The sequence below is a fragment of the Martinezella dioscoreae genome, from assembly GCF_009176305.1.
Lineage (GTDB): Bacteria > Pseudomonadota > Alphaproteobacteria > Rhizobiales > Rhizobiaceae > Rhizobium > Rhizobium dioscoreae.
Genome location: NZ_BLAJ01000007.1, coordinates 43899 through 60639, shown reverse-complemented (window position 1 = coordinate 60639; position 16741 = coordinate 43899). Strand labels below are relative to the sequence as shown.

Genomic DNA, 16741 nt, shown 5'->3' with positions numbered 1-16741 from the left:
TATCGATGCTGCCGCGAGGATCGCGAAGAGACTGATCCGTCCGGAAATGCCGTCGCCGGGCGGTGTCTATTGCTGAGATTATGGTTGTCGGGAGGTGGATTGTGCCGATCTGCCTGCGGAAACATCGCATCGACTTGAATGGTGCCGCGCGAGGTCAATGGAGGTGCGGCCGATGCCGCAAACCAAGCCGTTTTCCGTATTGATCTGATTTTCGGACAATTATTCCTCCCCTTGTTTCGATTTGCATCCCTCACGCGAAAACCGAAACAAGAATGACGATAAATGAAGATAAAGGAATGTCAAACGAAAACTGACCGCGTTTCAGTTTCGCTTCATGAATCTCATCTCTGGCGTGCTTTAGCGATTTATTCTCAATCCGGTAAGCAATTGATTGGAATTGCAAATGGAGGCTGCTGTCCCTTTCGATGCGTCCACTCGCATCATGGCCGGCCGGAGCCTGATCGCCCGTCCGAACAGTCGTGCGTTTCGGAGCCTGGCACTGAGTGCGAGGCAGGATCTGCAATATCCGGCGGTGAATAGGGAAGGTGATCGATGGCAGGATGCGGGATGGAGCTCATGCCCAAGCTCCATTCACGGGCGTCTGCCCTGCCTGCTTATCATTTGCTCGAAGCGATGAAATCTGCCATGTGCGCGCTCGCGCCGTCATCGTTTACCGACGCAGAACCGCCCCTCAAGCATTATGAGGAGCGGCAGTTTTCGAAATGGACGGGACTTAGCGCGCCGCCCAGTTGGCGCCGCGGCGGAAGATGGTCTTCATCTGCGGGACGTCGAATTCCTTGGCCTGATGGCCGAGCGAGGAATAGAAAGCGCGGCCCTGGCCGTATTTGCGCTTCCATGCGACCGGCATGACGACGCCGTCGATCCAGTAGGCATGATCGCCGGTGAAGGTGGTGGTCGCCAGCACCTCGTTCGAGGGGTCGACATGCATGTAATATTGCTCCGACGTGTAGGGGAAATCGGTAATCCCCTCCATGATCGGATCGTCCGGGCGGGTGATATTGACCGTATAGTCGATGATATTGCCGGGATGGGCGACCCATTGGCCGCCGATGATGAACTGGTACTCGACGCTCTCGCGGAAACTATCGCCAGCACCGCCATGATAGCCGGCTATGCCGACGCCGCTTTCGATCGCAGCGGCGAGGTTCTTCACCTCCTCCTTCTCGATCTTCGACATGGTGACGATCGGCACGATCAGGCTAAGATCATGGATCGAAGGGTCGGCAAAGGCCTCGGTGCTGTTTTCGAGATAGACCTTGAAACCGTCCTCTTCCAGCATGTCGCGGATGATGTGGGCGCATTCCTGCGGTTCGTGGCCGCTCCAGCCGCCCCAGACGATAAGTGCTTCACGCATGATAATCCTCCTGAAATTACTTGGTTAGCGGCCGATCTGCCCATCCACCAGGGATTCGGACAGAGGGGCGGGACGCTCCGTTTGCGTCGTGATGGCGACCGTGCGACCCGTATCGGAAGCCGTCTGGAAGGCTTCCATGACCTCGAGCACATGCAGCGCGAGGCTGCCATTGGCGCGGTGGGGACGGTTCGAGCGGATGGCGTGCGCCAGATCGGCGACGCCGAGCGAACGGTAATTGCCGTCGGCATAGGGCGCGGTGATCTCGCGCTCGGCAAATTCGCCGCCCTTCTTCAAAAACTCCACCGGGCCGCCGAAGCGGTTGGGATCGGGCACGATTAGCGTGCCTTCGGTGCCGTAGACTTCGAGTGGAACATGCTTGTGGCCGGCGACATCGAAGCTCATGCCGATCTGGACGACCGCGCCATTGGCAAAGGCCATGACACCGGCGACGTGTGTCGGCACATGCACGGGGATGCGTTCCCCATTACGAGGTTCGCTGGTGATGATGCGTTCCTTGCGCGGCGTGACGGCAAAGCCTGCGACTTGGGAAACGGGACCGAGCAGATTGACGAGATCGGTGATGTAATAGGGACCCATATCGAGCATCGGGCCGCCACCGACTTCATAATAGAAAGCCGGATTCGGATGCCAGCGCTCATGGCCGGGGCACATGAAGGTGGCGGTGCCACCGACCGGGATGCCGATCGCGCCCTCGTCGATGATGGCGCGCGCCGCCTGGTGACCGCCGCCGAGGAAGGTATCGGGGGCAGCGCCGATGCGCAGCCCCTTGGCGGCAGCGGCATCCGCCAGCTTCTTGCCTTCGGCGAAATTGATGCCGAGCGGCTTTTCCGAATAGGTGTGTTTGCCGGCTTCGAGCGCCTGCAGGCCGACGGCGACATGCGCCTTCGGAATAGTCAGGTTGACGATGATCTCGATCGATGGGTCCGCCAGCAACGTGGCGATGTCGACCGCTTTCAAGCTGAATTCAGCGGCCTTTGCCTCGGCGAGCTCGCGATTGAGGTCGGCGACACCTTTGATGTCGAGAATGGGAAAGGATTTCATGGCGGTGAGATAGGCGCCGGAAATGTTCCCGCAGCCGATGATGCCGATGCCGACCTTGTTCATAAGATTCCTCCAGATGAATTGTCTTTGCTGTCTTGCGAAATCACAGGGCCGGTGCCGGCCCCGTCGTTCCCCAGGGCGATTCGTAGAGTTCGCGCAGTGCCACGACGGCGGCGCCCTGCGCCCAGGTCTCGTCGGTCGACTGGTCGAAAACCAGTTCGGTCACACCCCTGATCGACGGTGGAATAGCCAGTGAATAGGCCTCCCGCAGGCTGTCGAGGAAGGGCTGGCCGAGCGCCAGGCTCGAACCCACGAGAATGACGCGCGGCGGGGCAAACAGCGTGACGATGTTGGCGAGCGCCATGCCGCAGGCCTCGCCGGCACGAATGGCCGCGCTGATGAGCGAGACATCCTCGGCATCGATCAGCGTCTTGGCATGCGCCATTCCGCGTCCGAGGCGGATGGCTTCGGCAAAACGGCCGCTCGGCTGATCGCCGAGAATGGCGCTCTCGCCGGCAAGGCTTGCCAAACGAATGATGCCCTGTGGTCCCATGCCGAGAACGAGGTCGCCAAGGTTATGGCTGAGGCCGCCGGCGCCGCGAAAGAGCTGGCCGCCATGCAGAACACCCAGGCCCAGCGTCTGCTCTAGCGATACCAGTACCATGTCGTCCAGGTCTCTCGCCTTGCCGAACCAGTGGTGCGCGAGCGTGATGGCATGTGCATCGCTTTCGACGATGGTGGTCACGCCCAGCCGCTCCGACATTTCCTTGGCGAAATCGACGCCGGCTTCTCGGAAGATCGGGCTGGTGCGGACATGGCCGGTGCGGTGCTCGACGACACCGGGCAGGCCGAGGCAGACGGAATCGATCTCGTCCAGCGCCAGATTGGCGTCAACGACGCAGCGGCGCACGCCATCCTCGAGGAGATCGGCGATAACGCCGATCGGTTGGCGGTCGACGCGCAGCGCCAGTGTCAGCGTCGAGAGAACCTCGCCGCAAAAGTCCGTCACGACGAAGACCATGCGATTGGCGGCGATTTTCGCACCGACGACGCGCGCGGCATCCGGGTTGAGCTCCAGCATGACGCGGGGCCGGCCGCGGCTGGCCGCCTCGCGCAGGTCGCCTTCGGTGCGGGCCAGGATCAGCCCGTCATCCAGCAGCGAGGCCGTGATTGCCGAGACTGTGGTCGTGGAAAGCTGGGTGCGGTCGCTGATTTCGATACGTGCGATGGAGCCCGCCCGCCGGATCGTATCCAGCACATTGAAGCGGTTTATCGCCCGCATAAGCTCGGGATCTGCTGTTTTCATGAGAATGGCGCCGAATGACGGACCCGCTCGGCTGCGGCCTGATATTTTTAACGGAATGCGAATTAAATAGCCTATGGCCATTGCCCAATGTCAAGCCATTTTGCAGACGGTCTGCCGAAAATTTAGCGTTGGCGGTTGACATTTCAGCAAAGCTCCGTTGAATTATTCCGCATAAGGGAAAAAATATCTGAGGCTCTTGGTTCCCTTGGGAGGAGAAAATCATGATCCATCTACGCGGGGCCAAAGCCCTTCGCATCGCGGCTGTCGCCGCCACGACTGGACTGGCGATTCTCGCCGGCGCGACGGGCGCTGCTGCCGATACCGTCGTCAAATGGCTGCATCTGGAAACCGATCCGAATTATGTCGCCGTCTGGCGCAAGATCGCGGATCAGTATGAGGCCAAGCATCCCGGCACAAAGATAGAGATGCAGTTCCTGGCCAATGAGGCGTTCAAGGCGAAGCTGCCGACATTGCTGCAATCGAAGGACGCGCCCGATTTCTTCTTCAGCTGGGGCGGTGGTGTCTTGAAGCAGCAGCAGCAGACCGGCGCGCTGCTGGATCTGACTTCGGCAATGAACGCCAAGGATGGCGCTTGGCTCAAGAGCTACAATCAGGCGGCCATCAAGGGCCTGACCTTCGACGGCAAAATCAGCGCCGTTCCGTATAAGCTCGGCACGGTTTCCTTCTTCTATAACAAGGCGCTGTTCGCCAAGGCTGGCGTCGATGCGAGCTCTATCAAGACCTGGGACGATTATCTGGCCGCAGTCAAGAAGATCAAGGCTGCCGGTATTGCGCCGATCGCCGGCGGCGGCGGAGAGAAATGGCCGATCCATTTCTACTGGAGCTATCTGGTGATGCGCGACGGCGGTCAGCAGGTCTTCAACGACGCCAAGAACGGCAAGGGCAACGGCTTCAACGATCCGGCTATCATCAAGGCCGGCGAACAGCTTGCAGAGCTCGGCAAGCTCGAACCTTTCCAGCCCGGCTATCTCGGCACCACCTGGCCGCAGGCGCTCGGCGTCTTCGGCGACGGCAAGGCTGCAATGATCCTCGGCTTCGAAAATACCGTTGCCAACCAGCGCACCAATTCCGGTGACGGCAAGGGTCTGGCGGATGACAATATCGGCCGCTTCGCCTTCCCGGCCGTGACCGGCGGTGCCGGCCTTCCGACTGATACGCTCGGCGGGCTGAACGGCTGGGCTGTCACCAAGAAAGCCCCGCCCGAGGCGCTCGATTTCCTCGCTTATCTCACCAATGCCGAAAACGAGCGCACCATGGCGCAAGCCGGCATGATCATCCCGGTTGCCGTCGGTGCGGAAGATGGCGTCAAGGGTCCGCTGATGCACGAGGCTGCCGACCAGCTGGCGCATTCGACTTGGCATCAGAACTTCTTCGACCAGGATCTCGGCCCCTCGGTCGGCCGCGTCGTCAACGATGTGGCCGTCGGCATCGTCTCCGGCCAGATTTCGCCGAAGGATGGCGCGCAGCAGGTCCAGGATGCCTTCGAGCAGGACCAGCTCTAGCGCCCTCCGGCGCCGGCCTCTCCCTTGTGCCGGCGCCGGTTCTTCTTTGAATTGCAACTGTCGAGACTGCCCATGACCGATGTCAGCGCCACGACCGCCATGCCTTCCGTCGCAAGAGTAAGACCCGCAGCGAAACGAAAGTCGCCGGCGGCGCGTGGCCGCCTGCCCGTCATTCTGCTGTTCCTGCCACCGGCGCTGCTGCTTTTCACCATTTTCGTCATCCTGCCGATGGGTGAAGCTGCCTGGTACAGCCTCTATCGCTGGAACGGCTACGGCCCGCCGACCGAGTTCGTCGGGCTGCGCAATTTCCAGGTTCTCTTCAAGAATGGCGCCTTTCTGACGTCGCTCAAGAACAATGCGCTGATCATCGTCGTGTCGATCGCCATCCAGGTGCCGCTTGCCATTTGGCTCGCGACGATGCTGGCGCACCGCATTCGCGGCGTAGTGCTTTTCCGGCTGATCTTCTTTCTGCCTTACGTGCTGGCCGAAGTGGCTGCCGGTCTGATCTGGCGCTTCGTCTATGACGGCGACTACGGCCTGTTCGCCGCGATCGCGCATTTCCTCGGCACGCCGACGCCCTACGTGCTCGCCGATAAGGATCTCGCGATGTATGCCGTGCTCGGCGTGATCGTGTGGAAATATTTCGGTTTTCACATGATGCTCTTCATCGCCGGTATGCAGTCGCTGGACAAGAGCGTGCTCGAGGCGGCCGAGATCGACGGCGCTACCGGCTGGCAGAAATTCCGCTACGTGACGCTGCCGCTGCTCGGCTCGACGCTGCGTCTTTCTGTCTTCTTCGCTGTCGTAGGATCGCTGCAGCTCTTCGACATGATCATGCCGCTCACCGGCGGCGGCCCGTTCAACTCGACCCAGACGATGGTGACCTTCCTCTACAATTTCGGCGTCACCCGCATGCAGGTCGGACTCGGCAGCGCCGTCGGCGTCGTTCTGTTCGTGATCTGCGTCACCCTCGCCTTCGGCTATAAACGGATATTTATGCGCAATGACTGATCTGGCCTCATCCGTTCGACTGACCACCGGCACAAAGATCTATCTCTATGTGTCGCTGACCATCATTGCCGCGATCGTGCTGATCCCGCTGCTGACGACGGCGCTCGGCGGCTTCAAGACGCTCGGCGATCTCCGCACCAACCCGTTTGGTCTGCCGGCCGAGTGGCATTTCGAGAATTATACCGGCATTCTGTTCGGCGACCGCTACTGGCGGCAGATGATGAATTCTCTGATCATCGCCGTGCTGACAGTGTTCCTGACGCTGTCGGTCTCGGCCATGGCCGCCTTCGCTTTCGCGCATGTGAAATTCTTCGGCTCGAATTTCCTGCTGAACTATTTCCTCATTGGCCTGATGTTTCCGGCCGCCACCGCCATCCTGCCGCTCTTCATCCGCATCCGCGATCTCGGCCTGCTCAACACCTATTGGGGCGTCGTGCTGCCGCAGGTGGCGTTCGGCCTCGGTATGAGCATCCTGCTCTTCCGGAATTATTTTCGAAACCTTCCGGAAGAATTGTTCCAGGCGGCCTTTGTCGACGGTTGCGGCTATATCCGTTTCTTCTGGCATATCTCGCTGCCGCTTTCGCGGCCGATCATCGCGACCGTCAGCATCATCTCCTTCGTCGGCAGCTGGAACAGCTATATCCTGCCGCTGATCATGCTGAACTCGGATTCGATCTATCCCTGGCCGCTCGGCATGATGGTCTATAGCGGCGAATTCGGCACGGAATGGGAGCTGGTGCTCGCCTTCATCACGCTGACCATCCTGCCCACGGTCATCGTCTTCTTCCTGGCGCAGAAGCACATCATTGCCGGTCTGACTGCCGGCGCCGTGAAATCCTGAGCCTTACTGGAGCGCAAACAACATGGCATCCGTCGAACTGCATAACATCCACAAGGCCTATGGGGCGCTGACCGTCATCCACGATATCTCGCTTTCGATCGAGGACGGAGAGTTCATCGCGCTCGTCGGCCCCTCCGGTTGCGGCAAATCCACGCTTCTGCGGATGATCGCCGGATTGGAGGAAATCACCGATGGCGATGTGTCGATCGGCGGGCAGGTGGTCAACTCGATGACGCCGCGCGAGCGTAACATCGCCATGGTCTTTCAATCCTACGCGCTTTATCCGCATATGACGGTCGCCGAGAATATGGGCTTCAACCTGAAGCTTTCGGGCGAGACCAAGCAGGTGATCGAACAGCGGGTCAATGAAGCCGCACGCATGCTCGATCTCACCAAGCTGCTCGACCGCAAGCCGGCGCAGCTTTCCGGTGGTCAACGCCAGCGCGTCGCCATGGGCCGCGCCATCGTGCGCAATCCCGCCGTCTTCCTGTTCGACGAGCCGCTCTCCAACCTCGATGCGAAGCTGCGCGTGCAGATGCGCTCCGAGATCAAGGCACTGCATCAGAAGGTGCAGACGACCTCGATCTACGTCACCCATGACCAGATCGAGGCGATGACGCTGGCCGACCGGATCGTGGTGTTGAACCAGGGCCGCATCGAGCAGCAAGGCACGCCAATCGAACTTTATCGCAAGCCGGCCAATCTCTTCGTCGCCGGCTTCATCGGCTCGCCGGCCATGAATTTTCTCGATGGCGTGGTCGAAGGCGTCGAGGGCGTTCCTGCCGTGCGGCTGAAGGACAGCACGCCGATCCGCATCGCTGGGGAACGCAAGGTGAAGGCGGGCCAGAGCGTGAAGGTTGGTTTGAGGCCCGAGCATCTGAGCCTTGCAAGTGCCGGTTCGCCCCTTACCGGTCAGACGCTGTTGGTCGAGCCGACCGGCGCCCAGACACACGTGCTCTTCGACCTTGCCGGCGAACAGGTGACGGCTGTTGTCGATGGCGAGGCGCCGGTGCGCTATGGGCAGCCGCTGAATGTCTCGGTGAGCCCGGAGCAGGTCTATGTCTTCGACGCCGCGAGCGGCCTGGCTCTTTAGGTTCTCACATCGATGGAATCGACGCGATCGGCATAGAAGGCCATGTAATCCTTGATCCGGCTGACGGATGGATAGGGGTTTTCATAGCTCCATATGGCATTAACCGAGCGCTCGCCGCCGGCCGGAATGCTGTAATAGGAGCATTCGCCCTTGTAGGGGCAGTAGGTTTCGTGGCTGGTCTTTTCCAGCGAGGACATGTCGACATCCCTGCGCGGGATATAGATGACGGCTGGATAGGATGCTTCCTTGAGCGAAAGGGCCTCATGCGTATCGGCGATCACCTTGCCGGCGACGGAGACGATGACATGGGCCTGCTTTTCCTCGATCGTGATTGGATGATCGGGACCGGGGATCTTGACTGCTCTTTCGGACATTCTGGCTCTCCTCAACTTTGGTGAATGTCAGATGAGTTTGGTTCTGCTGCCGCTTATGTGGTCTACCCCTCACCCTAGCCCTCTCCCCGCGATGCGGGGCCATGCACGAAACTGCAGCAGAACCAAACTCGCCTGACAATCTCAGTTCAAAGGGATATAGGAAGCATCCTGCCGATTATCAGGTCCCTTGCGACCCCGGCGTTTTCAAGGCCCCCCAGCGTAGGCCATCCATGAGGAGGCGTACGAGGCGGCGGGATCGGTCATACCATTCCGGTGAATCGGGCATGGAATAGGTGCCGGAAAGTGCCTGCAGCACGTCGGTACTGTCGACGTCGGTGCGGATCGCGCCGGCGGCGACTGCGCGGTCGATGAGACTTGCGAGCGCGACCGGCACCTTGCCGTAACTGTCGGCGAAGAGCTTGGAATTGCTGTTGAAAAGGATGCGCAGACTGTCGGCCATGCCCCGCTTCGTCGCGATGTAACCGACGAAGCGATGCATCCATTCCTCCAGAGCTTCATCCGGTGGGCGCTCGCGTGAAAGTTCTTCGGCGGCATCGCACAGTGCTTCGACTTCGTGATGATAAACCGCTTCCACCAGGTGTTCCCGGCTCGGAAAATGGCGATAGAGCGTGCCAATGCCGACATCCGCGCGGCGAGCTATGTCTTCCAGGGAGGCGGCGGTGCCATGGCTGGCGAAAGCTTGTGCTGCAACTTCGATCAACTTGCCATAGTTGCGTCGCGCATCTGCGCGCAGACGCCTGCTTTCATTCGGCAGCATGGGTTTTGGTTCCGGCAACGGCTTGCGCGCCAATTTCTGCTCCTTGCAGGTTACCATGTGAGGATATCCGGCATCGCGTCAGATGGCGCGCGGCGATATCTTCTCCATGGCGAAATACAGAAGGATTGTTATCGCATTCGTCATCGAGGCGCCATTGCCGCCCGCGGGAATCGGGTTTGCAAGGATCGGGAAGGACGTTCGTGCGGATTTCTGGCTGGCTTATGGAGACGGCGCGCCGAAATGGCTCGGCCCAAAGCCCGGTCCCAAATTCGGTCCGAAATCCGATCCTGAATTTGGCCCGAAGCTCGGCCCCTGCTCGAAGTTGGCGAAGGGGGCGGAGGGATTGCCGCGAGCCGGCGGAACGTCGAGGTAGCTCATGATGTTCTCGACGTGGTTGACCTGTGAGCGCAGGCTGTCGAGCGACTTGCCGGTCAGATTGGTGCCGGCGGGCAATTGCGCTGTCAGCGGATTTTCGTAACGGCCGTTGACGCGCAGTTCGTAATAGAGATGCGGGCCGGTGGAGTAGCCCGTCGAGCCGACATAGGCGATGACCTGGCCCTGGGTGACGCGCTGGCCGACACGAAGATCCGACGGCGTTGCTGAAATATGGGCATAGGTGGTCTCGTAGCCGCCGTCGTGGCGGATGCGGACATATTTGCCGTAGCCGGTTTCCCAGGAGATCTTTTCGACGACGCCGTCGCCGGCGGCCTGGATGGGGCTTCCCATCGGCGCACGGAAATCGACGCCGTTGTGGAATTTCTTCACACCGAGAATGGGATGGATGCGCCAGGCAAAGCCGTCACCAAGCGTGCCATTCGGCACGGGCCGGTGCACAAGCGACTTCGCGATCGAGTGGCCGCTCTCGTCGTAGAATTCCGAGGGGCCTTCGCCTTCATTCTTATGCAGATAGAAACGATGCGTGTCGCCGTCGGCATGGAATTCGATGAACATCAGTTCGGTGCGGCCATCTTCCGCCTTGCGGAAGAGCAGGTCGACGCTGTCGGGAGCATCGTCGATGCTGGTGAGCGAAATGCCCTTGGCCTTGGCGAGCTTGATGAGCTGCGAGGCATATTCCTTGGTGAGGCCGGCTCTTTCGAGCTTGTCGCTGACTGCCCGCTCGTCGCTCTCGTCGACACCCTTCAAATCGACCGCGGCGACCTCCGTCGAGGATGGAGCTTCGGCCTGGCTTTCGCTGTAGAGCGTGGAAAACAGCCTGTCATTGGCCATCGGAACAAAGCCATTGGCATCATCGCGGGCAACGACGCGCTCTGGCGTCTTGTCGCCGCTGAGGCGCGCCATGATCAGCTTCGGGCGGGCATTGGGGCCTTTTTTCTCAAGCAGCAGTTCCAGGCTGTCGCCGGGGGAAACGGTATCGGTCTCCAGGGCGCGCTGCAGCTCGTCGCCGGCGTCGCTGCCGAGGCCGGCAGACGCCAGGATATCCTGAAGATCCTGCTTGTCCTTCGGCATGGATACGAGCCTGTGGAACTCGCGCCCGGCTTCGCCGGTCGTCGCGCGCGCTACGCTGACGTTCAGCGGCACGCCGCGAACCGGAAAGCGAGAGCGGCGCACGGCATCGTAATGCGTGGTCTGCGGATAGATGCCGTGGCGGATATCGGAAAGCGAAGGCGGCGAAAATGCCACATTGTCGGCGCGTTCGTCGCCATAGGAGGCACTCATGGCGCCCCCGCCGTCACGTGCCAGGGCGGTTTCGTCGGATTTGAAGACCAGCGTCGTGCGATGATAGGTGAAAATGCGGGTTTCGCCGCTGGATAATTTTTCGGCCACCTGCGCAAAGCGGGCGCCGTCGAAGCGCTGTTTTGCAGCCAGCCGGCTGGCTTTGCGCATGGCTGGTTGAGAGCGCGCGAGCTGGGCCGTGCGCACCGGCGTCGCCCGTTCGATCGTGTGACGCGCCAGCAGGGGATAGAGCACGGTGGCGAGCAGGCCGAAGGAGGCAGTGCCTGCGAGACCGATGACGATCAGGTGGCGAAGATGGGCAGAGCGCGGCAGAAAGGGAATATGAAAATCGTGATGCGGCCGCGCCTGGATCGCAGCCTCTGCAGGAAATTGAACGCGCAATGGACTTTCGGCCATGAAGTGAGGAACCCTGCAGATTGCGGTGGGCCCAAACTAGGGCAAATCATGGCAAAATCTAGGCAAATATTACGAGTCGGTTAACTGCCGTGATCATCCACAGGGCGAGATTTGCGCGTTCAAGATGATTCGTCAACCGAAGATGGTGTCGTAGAGCAGTTTGAAGTTCAGTGCCAGGATGATCGCGGCAACTATCCACGAGAGAACCGCGACGCTTCTGGGGATGACGAAACTGCCCATTTTCTCGCGATTCGTGGCAAATTGGACCAGTGGAATGACGGCAAAGGGCAATTGCATTGATAGCACGACCTGGCTCAGCACGAGCAGGTTCGCAGTGCCCTTTTCACCATAAATGGCGGTCACGCACACAACCGGAATAATTGCGAGGCCGCGGGTCAAAAGTCGCCTTGCCCAGTGCGGAATCCTGAGCCGGAGAAAGCCTTCCATCACGATCTGGCCGGCAAGCGTCGCCGTTACGGTCGAGTTGAGGCCGGATGCGAGCAACGCGATCGCAAAAAGGGTGGAGGCGATACCGAGGCCGAGCAGCGGCGACAACAGCTCGTAGGCCTGACCGATCTCGGCGACGTCGGAATGGCCGCTGGTGTGGAAGGCGGCAGCTGCGACGATCAGGATCGCGGCATTGACGAAGAGCGCCAGCATGAGGGCGACGGTGCTGTCGATGGTTGCCCATTTGATCGCATCGCGACGGCCCTCTTCAGTGCGTTTGTAGGCGCGGGTCTGGACGATGGAGGAATGCAGATAGAGATTGTGCGGCATGACCGTCGCGCCGATGATGCCCATGGCGATATAGAGCATCTCGTGATTGGTGACGATTTCGGGCGAGGGGATGAAGCCTTGGAGGATCGCGGCCACCGGCGGTGCGGCCGCGGCGATCTGGATGGCAAAACAGATGGCGATGACGGTCAGCAGCGCGATGACGAAAGCTTCGAGGTAGCGGAAGCCCTTGCTCATCAGCAGCAGCAACAAAAATGCGTCGAGCGCGGTGATCAGCGCGCCGCCGATCAGCGGAATTCCGAAGAGCAGCTGCAATGCGATCGCCGTACCGATGACTTCGGCAAGATCGCAGGCAATGATGGCGAGCTCGCAGGCGAACCACAGTGCCAGATTGACCGGCCGTGGATAGTGATCGCGACAGGCTTGGGCGAGATCACGGCCGGTGGCGATGCCGAGCCTTGCGGAAAGCGCTTGCAGCAGGATCGCCATCAGGTTCGACAGCATGATGACGGTGAGAAGCGTATAACCGAACTGCGCGCCGCCGGCGAGATCGGTCGCCCAATTGCCGGGGTCCATATAGCCGACGGAGATCATGTAACCGGGGCCGACGAAAGCAATCAGGCGCCGAATCCAGCTGCCGCCATGAGGAACCTTAACCGTGGCATTGACTTCGGGAAGGCTCGGACGATCGTCCTCGTCGCGGCTGGCAAACTGCCATGCGCGCCCCTGTACTGCAGCTTCCTGAACTTGCGTCATGCGGGGCTCCGGGAGGATCGTGCTATGAGACCACTAAATAAATATGACCGATAACAAAATTATGCAATAGGCTATATTTCAATGGTCATTGCATCGCTTCCAGCCGAGGCTGTGGCCTGCCGGTCGTTTGCCTAAAGCATGTCGCGCAAAAGTGTGCAGCGGTTTTGCGACAACGACATGCACAAAATCAAAAACCTAAAGCGCGGGAAACGACTCTGAAAGATCGCGACGCGCTTTAGGAGACGGGTGTCGGGGTGGGCGGCGCTGGTAATGCCTGCGTCTGTGAAGGGAAGGTTGGATCAACCAGGAGGTTGCGAGCGGCGAGACGGTGTCTTTTGCCCATGGCGGGCCGATGCGTCTTAGAGCGTGAGTGCTGAGGCTTGGCGCAGCTCGCTTAATCTTGTCCGGGCGGCCCTCCGCCACCGAAGCGGCGGAAGACGGTCGCCGGTCAGAACCTATTCGGCCGCGTCGTGCTTGGAAATGGAATCGCGGACGACGCCATATTGGCCACCCCAGCGATCGGTCATTTCGTGGCGAATATCCCACAGATCGGGGAAGAAGCGATGGCGCGTGCCGGCCTGTAGCAGCTCCACGGGACGACCTTTCAACGATTTAGAGCCGAGGCCGATGGAGCGCTGAATCAGATAGATGTGATTGGCGCGGAATTTCTGGAACAGTTCGTCATACTCGACCAGCGCTTCGGCCACCACGTAGCTGTCGCCGTGATCGTATTTATCGTCATAGATATCCGCGACCGTCAGGCCGGCGGCATCGAGATAGTTCGCCTTGAAGGCGTGCCAGAGATCCGGTGGCATGCGCAGCAGAAACCCGAAGCCGGGCGATTCCTGGCCGCTGCCATTGCCGAGCTGCAGGCGGATCTGCTGATATTCCTTCGGGGACATGGTTTCCAGAAGATCGAGCTGGGTCGTCATCATGCGCATGATCCGGTGCACGCGGCCCATAAGGGTCACGACGCGATGCGTGTTGCGCTCCTCCATGAAGCCGATGACATCGACCAGCGTATAGGCCATCAGCTTCATCCAGAGTTCTTCGACCTGATGGACGATCTGGAACTGCAGTTCGTCGCCGTTGACCATGCCGTTCAACGGCTTTTGACAGGCGAGCAGCTTGTCGCACTGTAGGTAGACGCCGTAGTCGCGCATTTCGGGCGCCTCGATGCGCGCGTAATAGTCTTTCTTCTGCATCTTCGTCCCCTTTGTTCCGGCCTTCGGCCGTCCAGCATATTTGCTCGCTTTCAAGGATACGAAATTCAGCTTGAACATTGTTCCTATTTGTCATCCATTTTGGAAAAAATAGAGTACGATCGATCATCTTTGTGGCTATGGAGAGAACGATGGAGTTGGATGCCGTAGATCGTAAGATCATTACCGCGCTGGAGGCTGATGCCCGCCTCTCCTTTGCTGCGCTTGCCGATCTGGCCGGTCTCAGCAAGACGCCATGCTGGAAGCGCGTAAAAGCGCTGGAGGAAGCGGGTATGATCCGGGGATACAGGACGCTTCTCGACCCGGCCAAGCTCGGCTTCGGGCTGGAGGCTTTCGTGCAGGTGTCGATCGATGTCGAGCGCTTCGATGCCTTCGAAGCCGCCGTACGCCGCCATCCGCTGATCTGGCGCTGTCATGCGACAACGGGCGAGGCGGATTATCTCCTGCATATTCTGGCGACCGATATGGCGGCGCTCGACCGGTTGCTTCGGCAGGAGCTCAACCGGCTGCCGGGCGTCCGGCATACCGTGACGTCGATGTCGACGCGGGAGATCAAGTCGGACATTTCGTTGGCCGAGGCCATGCTGCATGTCGGCGAATAACTATCGGCCGTCGTCATATGGCGTCGAGCCGACGACACGGCGTATCAGTCGTTCGCCGACATCGACAAGGGAAAAGGAGTTACTGGATCGGAGCGATCACATCGGCGGCACGGTGCCGTTGAGGCCGACGGCAACCCGGTCGGCGGAGACGGTGGTTTCGCCGGTTTGCTCGCCGGTGATGAAGACGCCGGCACCGGGCTTCAGATCTGCTTTCGTTGCCGATGTCAGTGTTACTACGGGCGTGCCATCCGGAATCTTGATCTTGCGTTCGCCGCCCTTGTAGGTGAGGGTCAATGTCGGGCCGCTGACGGACGTTACGGCATTGGCGACCGTGGCGTTGGTCATCGAGCTGTTCGGCGCTGAATCCCAGGGGCGATCGCCTTCGCCGGTTCCCTTCATCGAGGCCGGGAAGATGACGACTTCGATCGCGCCATTGATGCCGCTGTCGGTCGGCTGCGAGGCGATGCCGACGAAGTCGCCGGGCTTGATGTCGCTGACGGCGGCCTTGACGACGCCGCCGACGTTCCAGCCGGATCTCAGCGCGACTGTCACGTCCTTGCCGTCGCGGGACTTGACCTTGAGCGTGTCGCCATCGAGGCTTTCCACGGTGCCACGCACCCTTACACGCTCGGCAGCCTCGGCGCTTTGCAACGCGGCAAGCATGGGGACGGAGAGCATCAGCGCAGCCGCGATCAGACGTTTGCGATCCATGGGTGGGGTCTCCCTTGAAATATCGGCCGCGCGATGCGCCGGTCGTGCTTGGTAAGAAGGTTGGAATTGGTCGACGGAAGCCGCGGGGCGGCTTCGAAGCCATCTACATCGCGATCCTATGCGCCGCTTCCATCACCCGCCATTCAAACAAGCGTGAGATTGCTATCCCGTTCGGCGCGGGCAGAAATTCCTGGAAAAAGCCCATTTTTTCGCAGAACATCAAGCATTGCTTAACGTTTACCGTTAGACTGCGCTGGTTATCTCGAATTCCCTATCGCGCTTGTCGCTGGGCTGGGGAGATTGGAGAACGAAATGACCGCGATTCGTCCGCTTTTGATCGGAATCCTCCTGATTCTGGCACTGGTTCTGATTGCGCTCAGTATCCTGCTGGTCGATCCTGCCCAGCCTGTCCGGCAATCCGATAGCCTCATTCCGCCGCCGACAGAGTCGCCGCAGCGCCCCTAAGTTGGCGCCGGGAATGGTCAGCTTGCGGGCGTAAAGCGCGCCACAAGGCTGTGACGATCACCGGGATAGGTGAGGCGGACATGGGTTATCGGACCGGCGGCGCTCCAGGTGCGCCGTTCGACGACGAGGCATGCCGCACCCTTCTGGATATCGAGATTGGCGGCGGCGTCGCCTTCGGCCGATATGGCACGGATCTGATGTTCGGCGGTGCTCCACGGCACCTGGTTGAGGAGCCAGGGGCCTGGCGGCAGCGTTTCGAAGTCTGCCTTCGCCGCTTCCGGCACCGCGTCGAGATTGATGACGCGATTTTCCAGGCAGAAGGGGCGCGGACCGGCATAGTGGATGCAGGTGATCTCTATCACCGGGATAGAGCCGACGAACTGCAGCCTGCGCGCGTCCTCCGGCCGCCCACGCCGCTCGGCACGCTTTATCAGCCTGTGCGAGTAGGGCAGATTGAGTGACAGGACCTCGGACTTGATGTCGTGAATCTCAAGCACGGCGGATTGTGCCTGCGGATGCGTGACGAAGCTGCCCGAGCGCTTTCGCCGCTCGATCAAGCCGGCACGCGCAAGCTGGGTCAGCACCTTGTTTACCGTCATGCGCGAGCAGTCATACTGCTCCGCCAGGTCCATCTCGAACGGGATGCGATGCCCTGGAGGCCAGGCGCCGGAAACGATCCGGCCTTCGATATCGCTCAAGATGCGCTGATGGAGGGTCGCCTCTTTGCTCGTGGTCATGCCACCCATCTGTTCCGTGTGAGACATGGGATTTCCCGCAAGTTATTTAGGGGTCAAT

At 60.3% G+C, this 16741-nt stretch carries 16 protein-coding genes; 6 read left to right on the top strand and 10 right to left on the bottom strand.

Going from position 1 to position 16741, the window contains the following annotated elements:
• Nucleotides 1–733: 733 nt before the first annotated feature.
• From GDN47_RS24235 to GDN47_RS24225, 3 genes are read right to left on the bottom strand one after another with little or no spacing between them, the layout of a single operon-like run.
• Nucleotides 734–1375, bottom strand: coding sequence for a ThuA domain-containing protein (locus GDN47_RS24235; protein ID WP_152094425.1), 642 nt, complete (start codon nucleotides 1373–1375; stop codon nucleotides 734–736).
• 24 nt (nucleotides 1376–1399) lie between these two features.
• A complete protein-coding gene (locus GDN47_RS24230; protein WP_152094424.1) occupies nucleotides 1400–2500 on the bottom strand; it encodes a Gfo/Idh/MocA family protein in 1101 nt (366 codons plus the stop codon).
• 40 nt (nucleotides 2501–2540) lie between these two features.
• Complete coding sequence (locus GDN47_RS24225) at nucleotides 2541–3743, bottom strand: ROK family transcriptional regulator (RefSeq protein WP_113353764.1); 1203 nt, start codon at nucleotides 3741–3743, stop codon at nucleotides 2541–2543.
• A gap of 221 nt (nucleotides 3744–3964) precedes the next feature.
• Between GDN47_RS24225 and GDN47_RS24220 the strand changes: the two genes are divergently transcribed.
• The 4 genes from GDN47_RS24220 (at nucleotide 3965) to GDN47_RS24205 (ending at nucleotide 8211) form a co-directional block, all read left to right on the top strand.
• A complete protein-coding gene (locus tag GDN47_RS24220) occupies nucleotides 3965–5266 on the top strand; it encodes an ABC transporter substrate-binding protein (protein ID WP_145321946.1) in 1302 nt (433 codons plus the stop codon).
• A 72-nt stretch (nucleotides 5267–5338) separates the two neighbouring features.
• Complete coding sequence (locus GDN47_RS24215; protein ID WP_113331556.1) at nucleotides 5339–6277, top strand: carbohydrate ABC transporter permease; 939 nt, start codon at nucleotides 5339–5341, stop codon at nucleotides 6275–6277.
• Complete coding sequence (locus GDN47_RS24210) at nucleotides 6270–7118, top strand: carbohydrate ABC transporter permease (RefSeq protein ID WP_015341575.1); 849 nt, start codon at nucleotides 6270–6272, stop codon at nucleotides 7116–7118. Before GDN47_RS24215 ends, GDN47_RS24210 begins: the two co-directional genes overlap by 8 nt.
• A 22-nt stretch (nucleotides 7119–7140) precedes the next feature.
• Entirely contained in the window at nucleotides 7141–8211 is a 1071-nt protein-coding gene (locus tag GDN47_RS24205; protein ID WP_113331557.1) for an ABC transporter ATP-binding protein, read from the top strand.
• Here the strand turns inward: GDN47_RS24205 and GDN47_RS24200 are convergent.
• The 5 genes from GDN47_RS24200 to GDN47_RS24180 all read right to left on the bottom strand — a co-directional run bounded on the left by GDN47_RS24200 (nucleotide 8208) and on the right by GDN47_RS24180 (nucleotide 14150).
• The gene (locus tag GDN47_RS24200) at nucleotides 8208–8585 is read right to left on the bottom strand and encodes a DUF427 domain-containing protein (RefSeq protein WP_113421202.1); all 378 of its coding nucleotides are present in this window, start codon (nucleotides 8583–8585) and stop codon (nucleotides 8208–8210) included. The two genes, GDN47_RS24205 and GDN47_RS24200, sit on opposite strands and share 4 nt — an antisense overlap.
• 178 nt (nucleotides 8586–8763) lie before the next feature.
• On the bottom strand, nucleotides 8764–9420 hold the full coding sequence (locus tag GDN47_RS24195; RefSeq protein WP_113353759.1) for a TetR/AcrR family transcriptional regulator: 657 nt from the start codon (nucleotides 9418–9420) through the stop codon (nucleotides 8764–8766).
• A gap of 162 nt (nucleotides 9421–9582) precedes the next feature.
• Nucleotides 9583–11454 (bottom strand): M23 family metallopeptidase, encoded by a 1872-nt coding sequence (locus GDN47_RS24190; RefSeq protein ID WP_113421201.1) that lies wholly within the window; start codon nucleotides 11452–11454, stop codon nucleotides 9583–9585.
• Nucleotides 11455–11586: 132 nt separating this feature from the next.
• Nucleotides 11587–12945: an Nramp family divalent metal transporter gene (locus GDN47_RS24185; RefSeq protein WP_113421200.1), complete on the bottom strand. Its 1359-nt coding sequence runs from the start codon at nucleotides 12943–12945 to the stop codon at nucleotides 11587–11589.
• 455 nt (nucleotides 12946–13400) lie between these two features.
• Nucleotides 13401–14150, bottom strand: coding sequence for a tryptophan 2,3-dioxygenase family protein (locus tag GDN47_RS24180; RefSeq protein WP_069611656.1), 750 nt, complete (start codon nucleotides 14148–14150; stop codon nucleotides 13401–13403).
• 149 nt (nucleotides 14151–14299) lie between these two features.
• Here GDN47_RS24180 and GDN47_RS24175 point away from each other — a divergent pair, with 149 nt between their 5' ends.
• Nucleotides 14300–14770: an Lrp/AsnC family transcriptional regulator gene (locus GDN47_RS24175; RefSeq protein WP_113331562.1), complete on the top strand. Its 471-nt coding sequence runs from the start codon at nucleotides 14300–14302 to the stop codon at nucleotides 14768–14770.
• 96 nt (nucleotides 14771–14866) lie between these two features.
• Here the strand turns inward: GDN47_RS24175 and GDN47_RS24170 are convergent, their stop codons facing one another.
• On the bottom strand, nucleotides 14867–15481 hold the full coding sequence (locus GDN47_RS24170; RefSeq protein WP_113331563.1) for a single stranded DNA-binding domain-containing protein: 615 nt from the start codon (nucleotides 15479–15481) through the stop codon (nucleotides 14867–14869).
• 312 nt (nucleotides 15482–15793) lie between these two features.
• Here GDN47_RS24170 and GDN47_RS32115 point away from each other — a divergent pair, with 312 nt between their 5' ends.
• Entirely contained in the window at nucleotides 15794–15946 is a 153-nt protein-coding gene (locus tag GDN47_RS32115; protein WP_173002556.1) for a hypothetical protein, read from the top strand.
• A gap of 17 nt (nucleotides 15947–15963) precedes the next feature.
• Here the strand turns inward: GDN47_RS32115 and hutC are convergent, their stop codons facing one another.
• Nucleotides 15964–16683 carry a histidine utilization transcriptional repressor HutC gene (gene hutC, locus GDN47_RS24165; protein ID WP_113331602.1) on the bottom strand — a complete coding sequence of 240 codons (720 nt, stop codon included), beginning with the start codon at nucleotides 16681–16683 and terminating at the stop codon, nucleotides 15964–15966.
• Nucleotides 16684–16741 lie beyond the last annotated feature (58 nt).

Excerpts from the sequence above, each read along its gene's own strand:
- GDN47_RS24235 (WP_152094425.1), bottom strand. The coding sequence starts at position 1,375 with ATGCGTGAAGCACTTATCGTCTGGGGCGGCTGGAGCGGCCACGAACCG.
- GDN47_RS24230 (WP_152094424.1), bottom strand. The coding sequence starts at position 2,500 with ATGAACAAGGTCGGCATCGGCATCATCGGCTGCGGGAACATTTCCGGC.
- GDN47_RS24225 (WP_113353764.1), bottom strand. The coding sequence starts at position 3,743 with ATGAAAACAGCAGATCCCGAGCTTATGCGGGCGATAAACCGCTTCAAT.
- GDN47_RS24220 (WP_145321946.1), top strand. The coding sequence starts at position 3,965 with ATGATCCATCTACGCGGGGCCAAAGCCCTTCGCATCGCGGCTGTCGCC.
- GDN47_RS24215 (WP_113331556.1), top strand. The coding sequence starts at position 5,339 with ATGACCGATGTCAGCGCCACGACCGCCATGCCTTCCGTCGCAAGAGTA.
- GDN47_RS24210 (WP_015341575.1), top strand. The coding sequence starts at position 6,270 with ATGACTGATCTGGCCTCATCCGTTCGACTGACCACCGGCACAAAGATC.
- GDN47_RS24205 (WP_113331557.1), top strand. The coding sequence starts at position 7,141 with ATGGCATCCGTCGAACTGCATAACATCCACAAGGCCTATGGGGCGCTG.
- GDN47_RS24200 (WP_113421202.1), bottom strand. The coding sequence starts at position 8,585 with ATGTCCGAAAGAGCAGTCAAGATCCCCGGTCCCGATCATCCAATCACG.
- GDN47_RS24195 (WP_113353759.1), bottom strand. The coding sequence starts at position 9,420 with ATGGTAACCTGCAAGGAGCAGAAATTGGCGCGCAAGCCGTTGCCGGAA.
- GDN47_RS24190 (WP_113421201.1), bottom strand. The coding sequence starts at position 11,454 with ATGGCCGAAAGTCCATTGCGCGTTCAATTTCCTGCAGAGGCTGCGATC.
- GDN47_RS24185 (WP_113421200.1), bottom strand. The coding sequence starts at position 12,945 with ATGACGCAAGTTCAGGAAGCTGCAGTACAGGGGCGCGCATGGCAGTTT.
- GDN47_RS24180 (WP_069611656.1), bottom strand. The coding sequence starts at position 14,150 with ATGCAGAAGAAAGACTATTACGCGCGCATCGAGGCGCCCGAAATGCGC.
- GDN47_RS24175 (WP_113331562.1), top strand. The coding sequence starts at position 14,300 with ATGGAGTTGGATGCCGTAGATCGTAAGATCATTACCGCGCTGGAGGCT.
- GDN47_RS24170 (WP_113331563.1), bottom strand. The coding sequence starts at position 15,481 with ATGGATCGCAAACGTCTGATCGCGGCTGCGCTGATGCTCTCCGTCCCC.
- GDN47_RS32115 (WP_173002556.1), top strand. The coding sequence starts at position 15,794 with ATGACCGCGATTCGTCCGCTTTTGATCGGAATCCTCCTGATTCTGGCA.
- hutC (WP_113331602.1), bottom strand. The coding sequence starts at position 16,683 with ATGACCACGAGCAAAGAGGCGACCCTCCATCAGCGCATCTTGAGCGAT.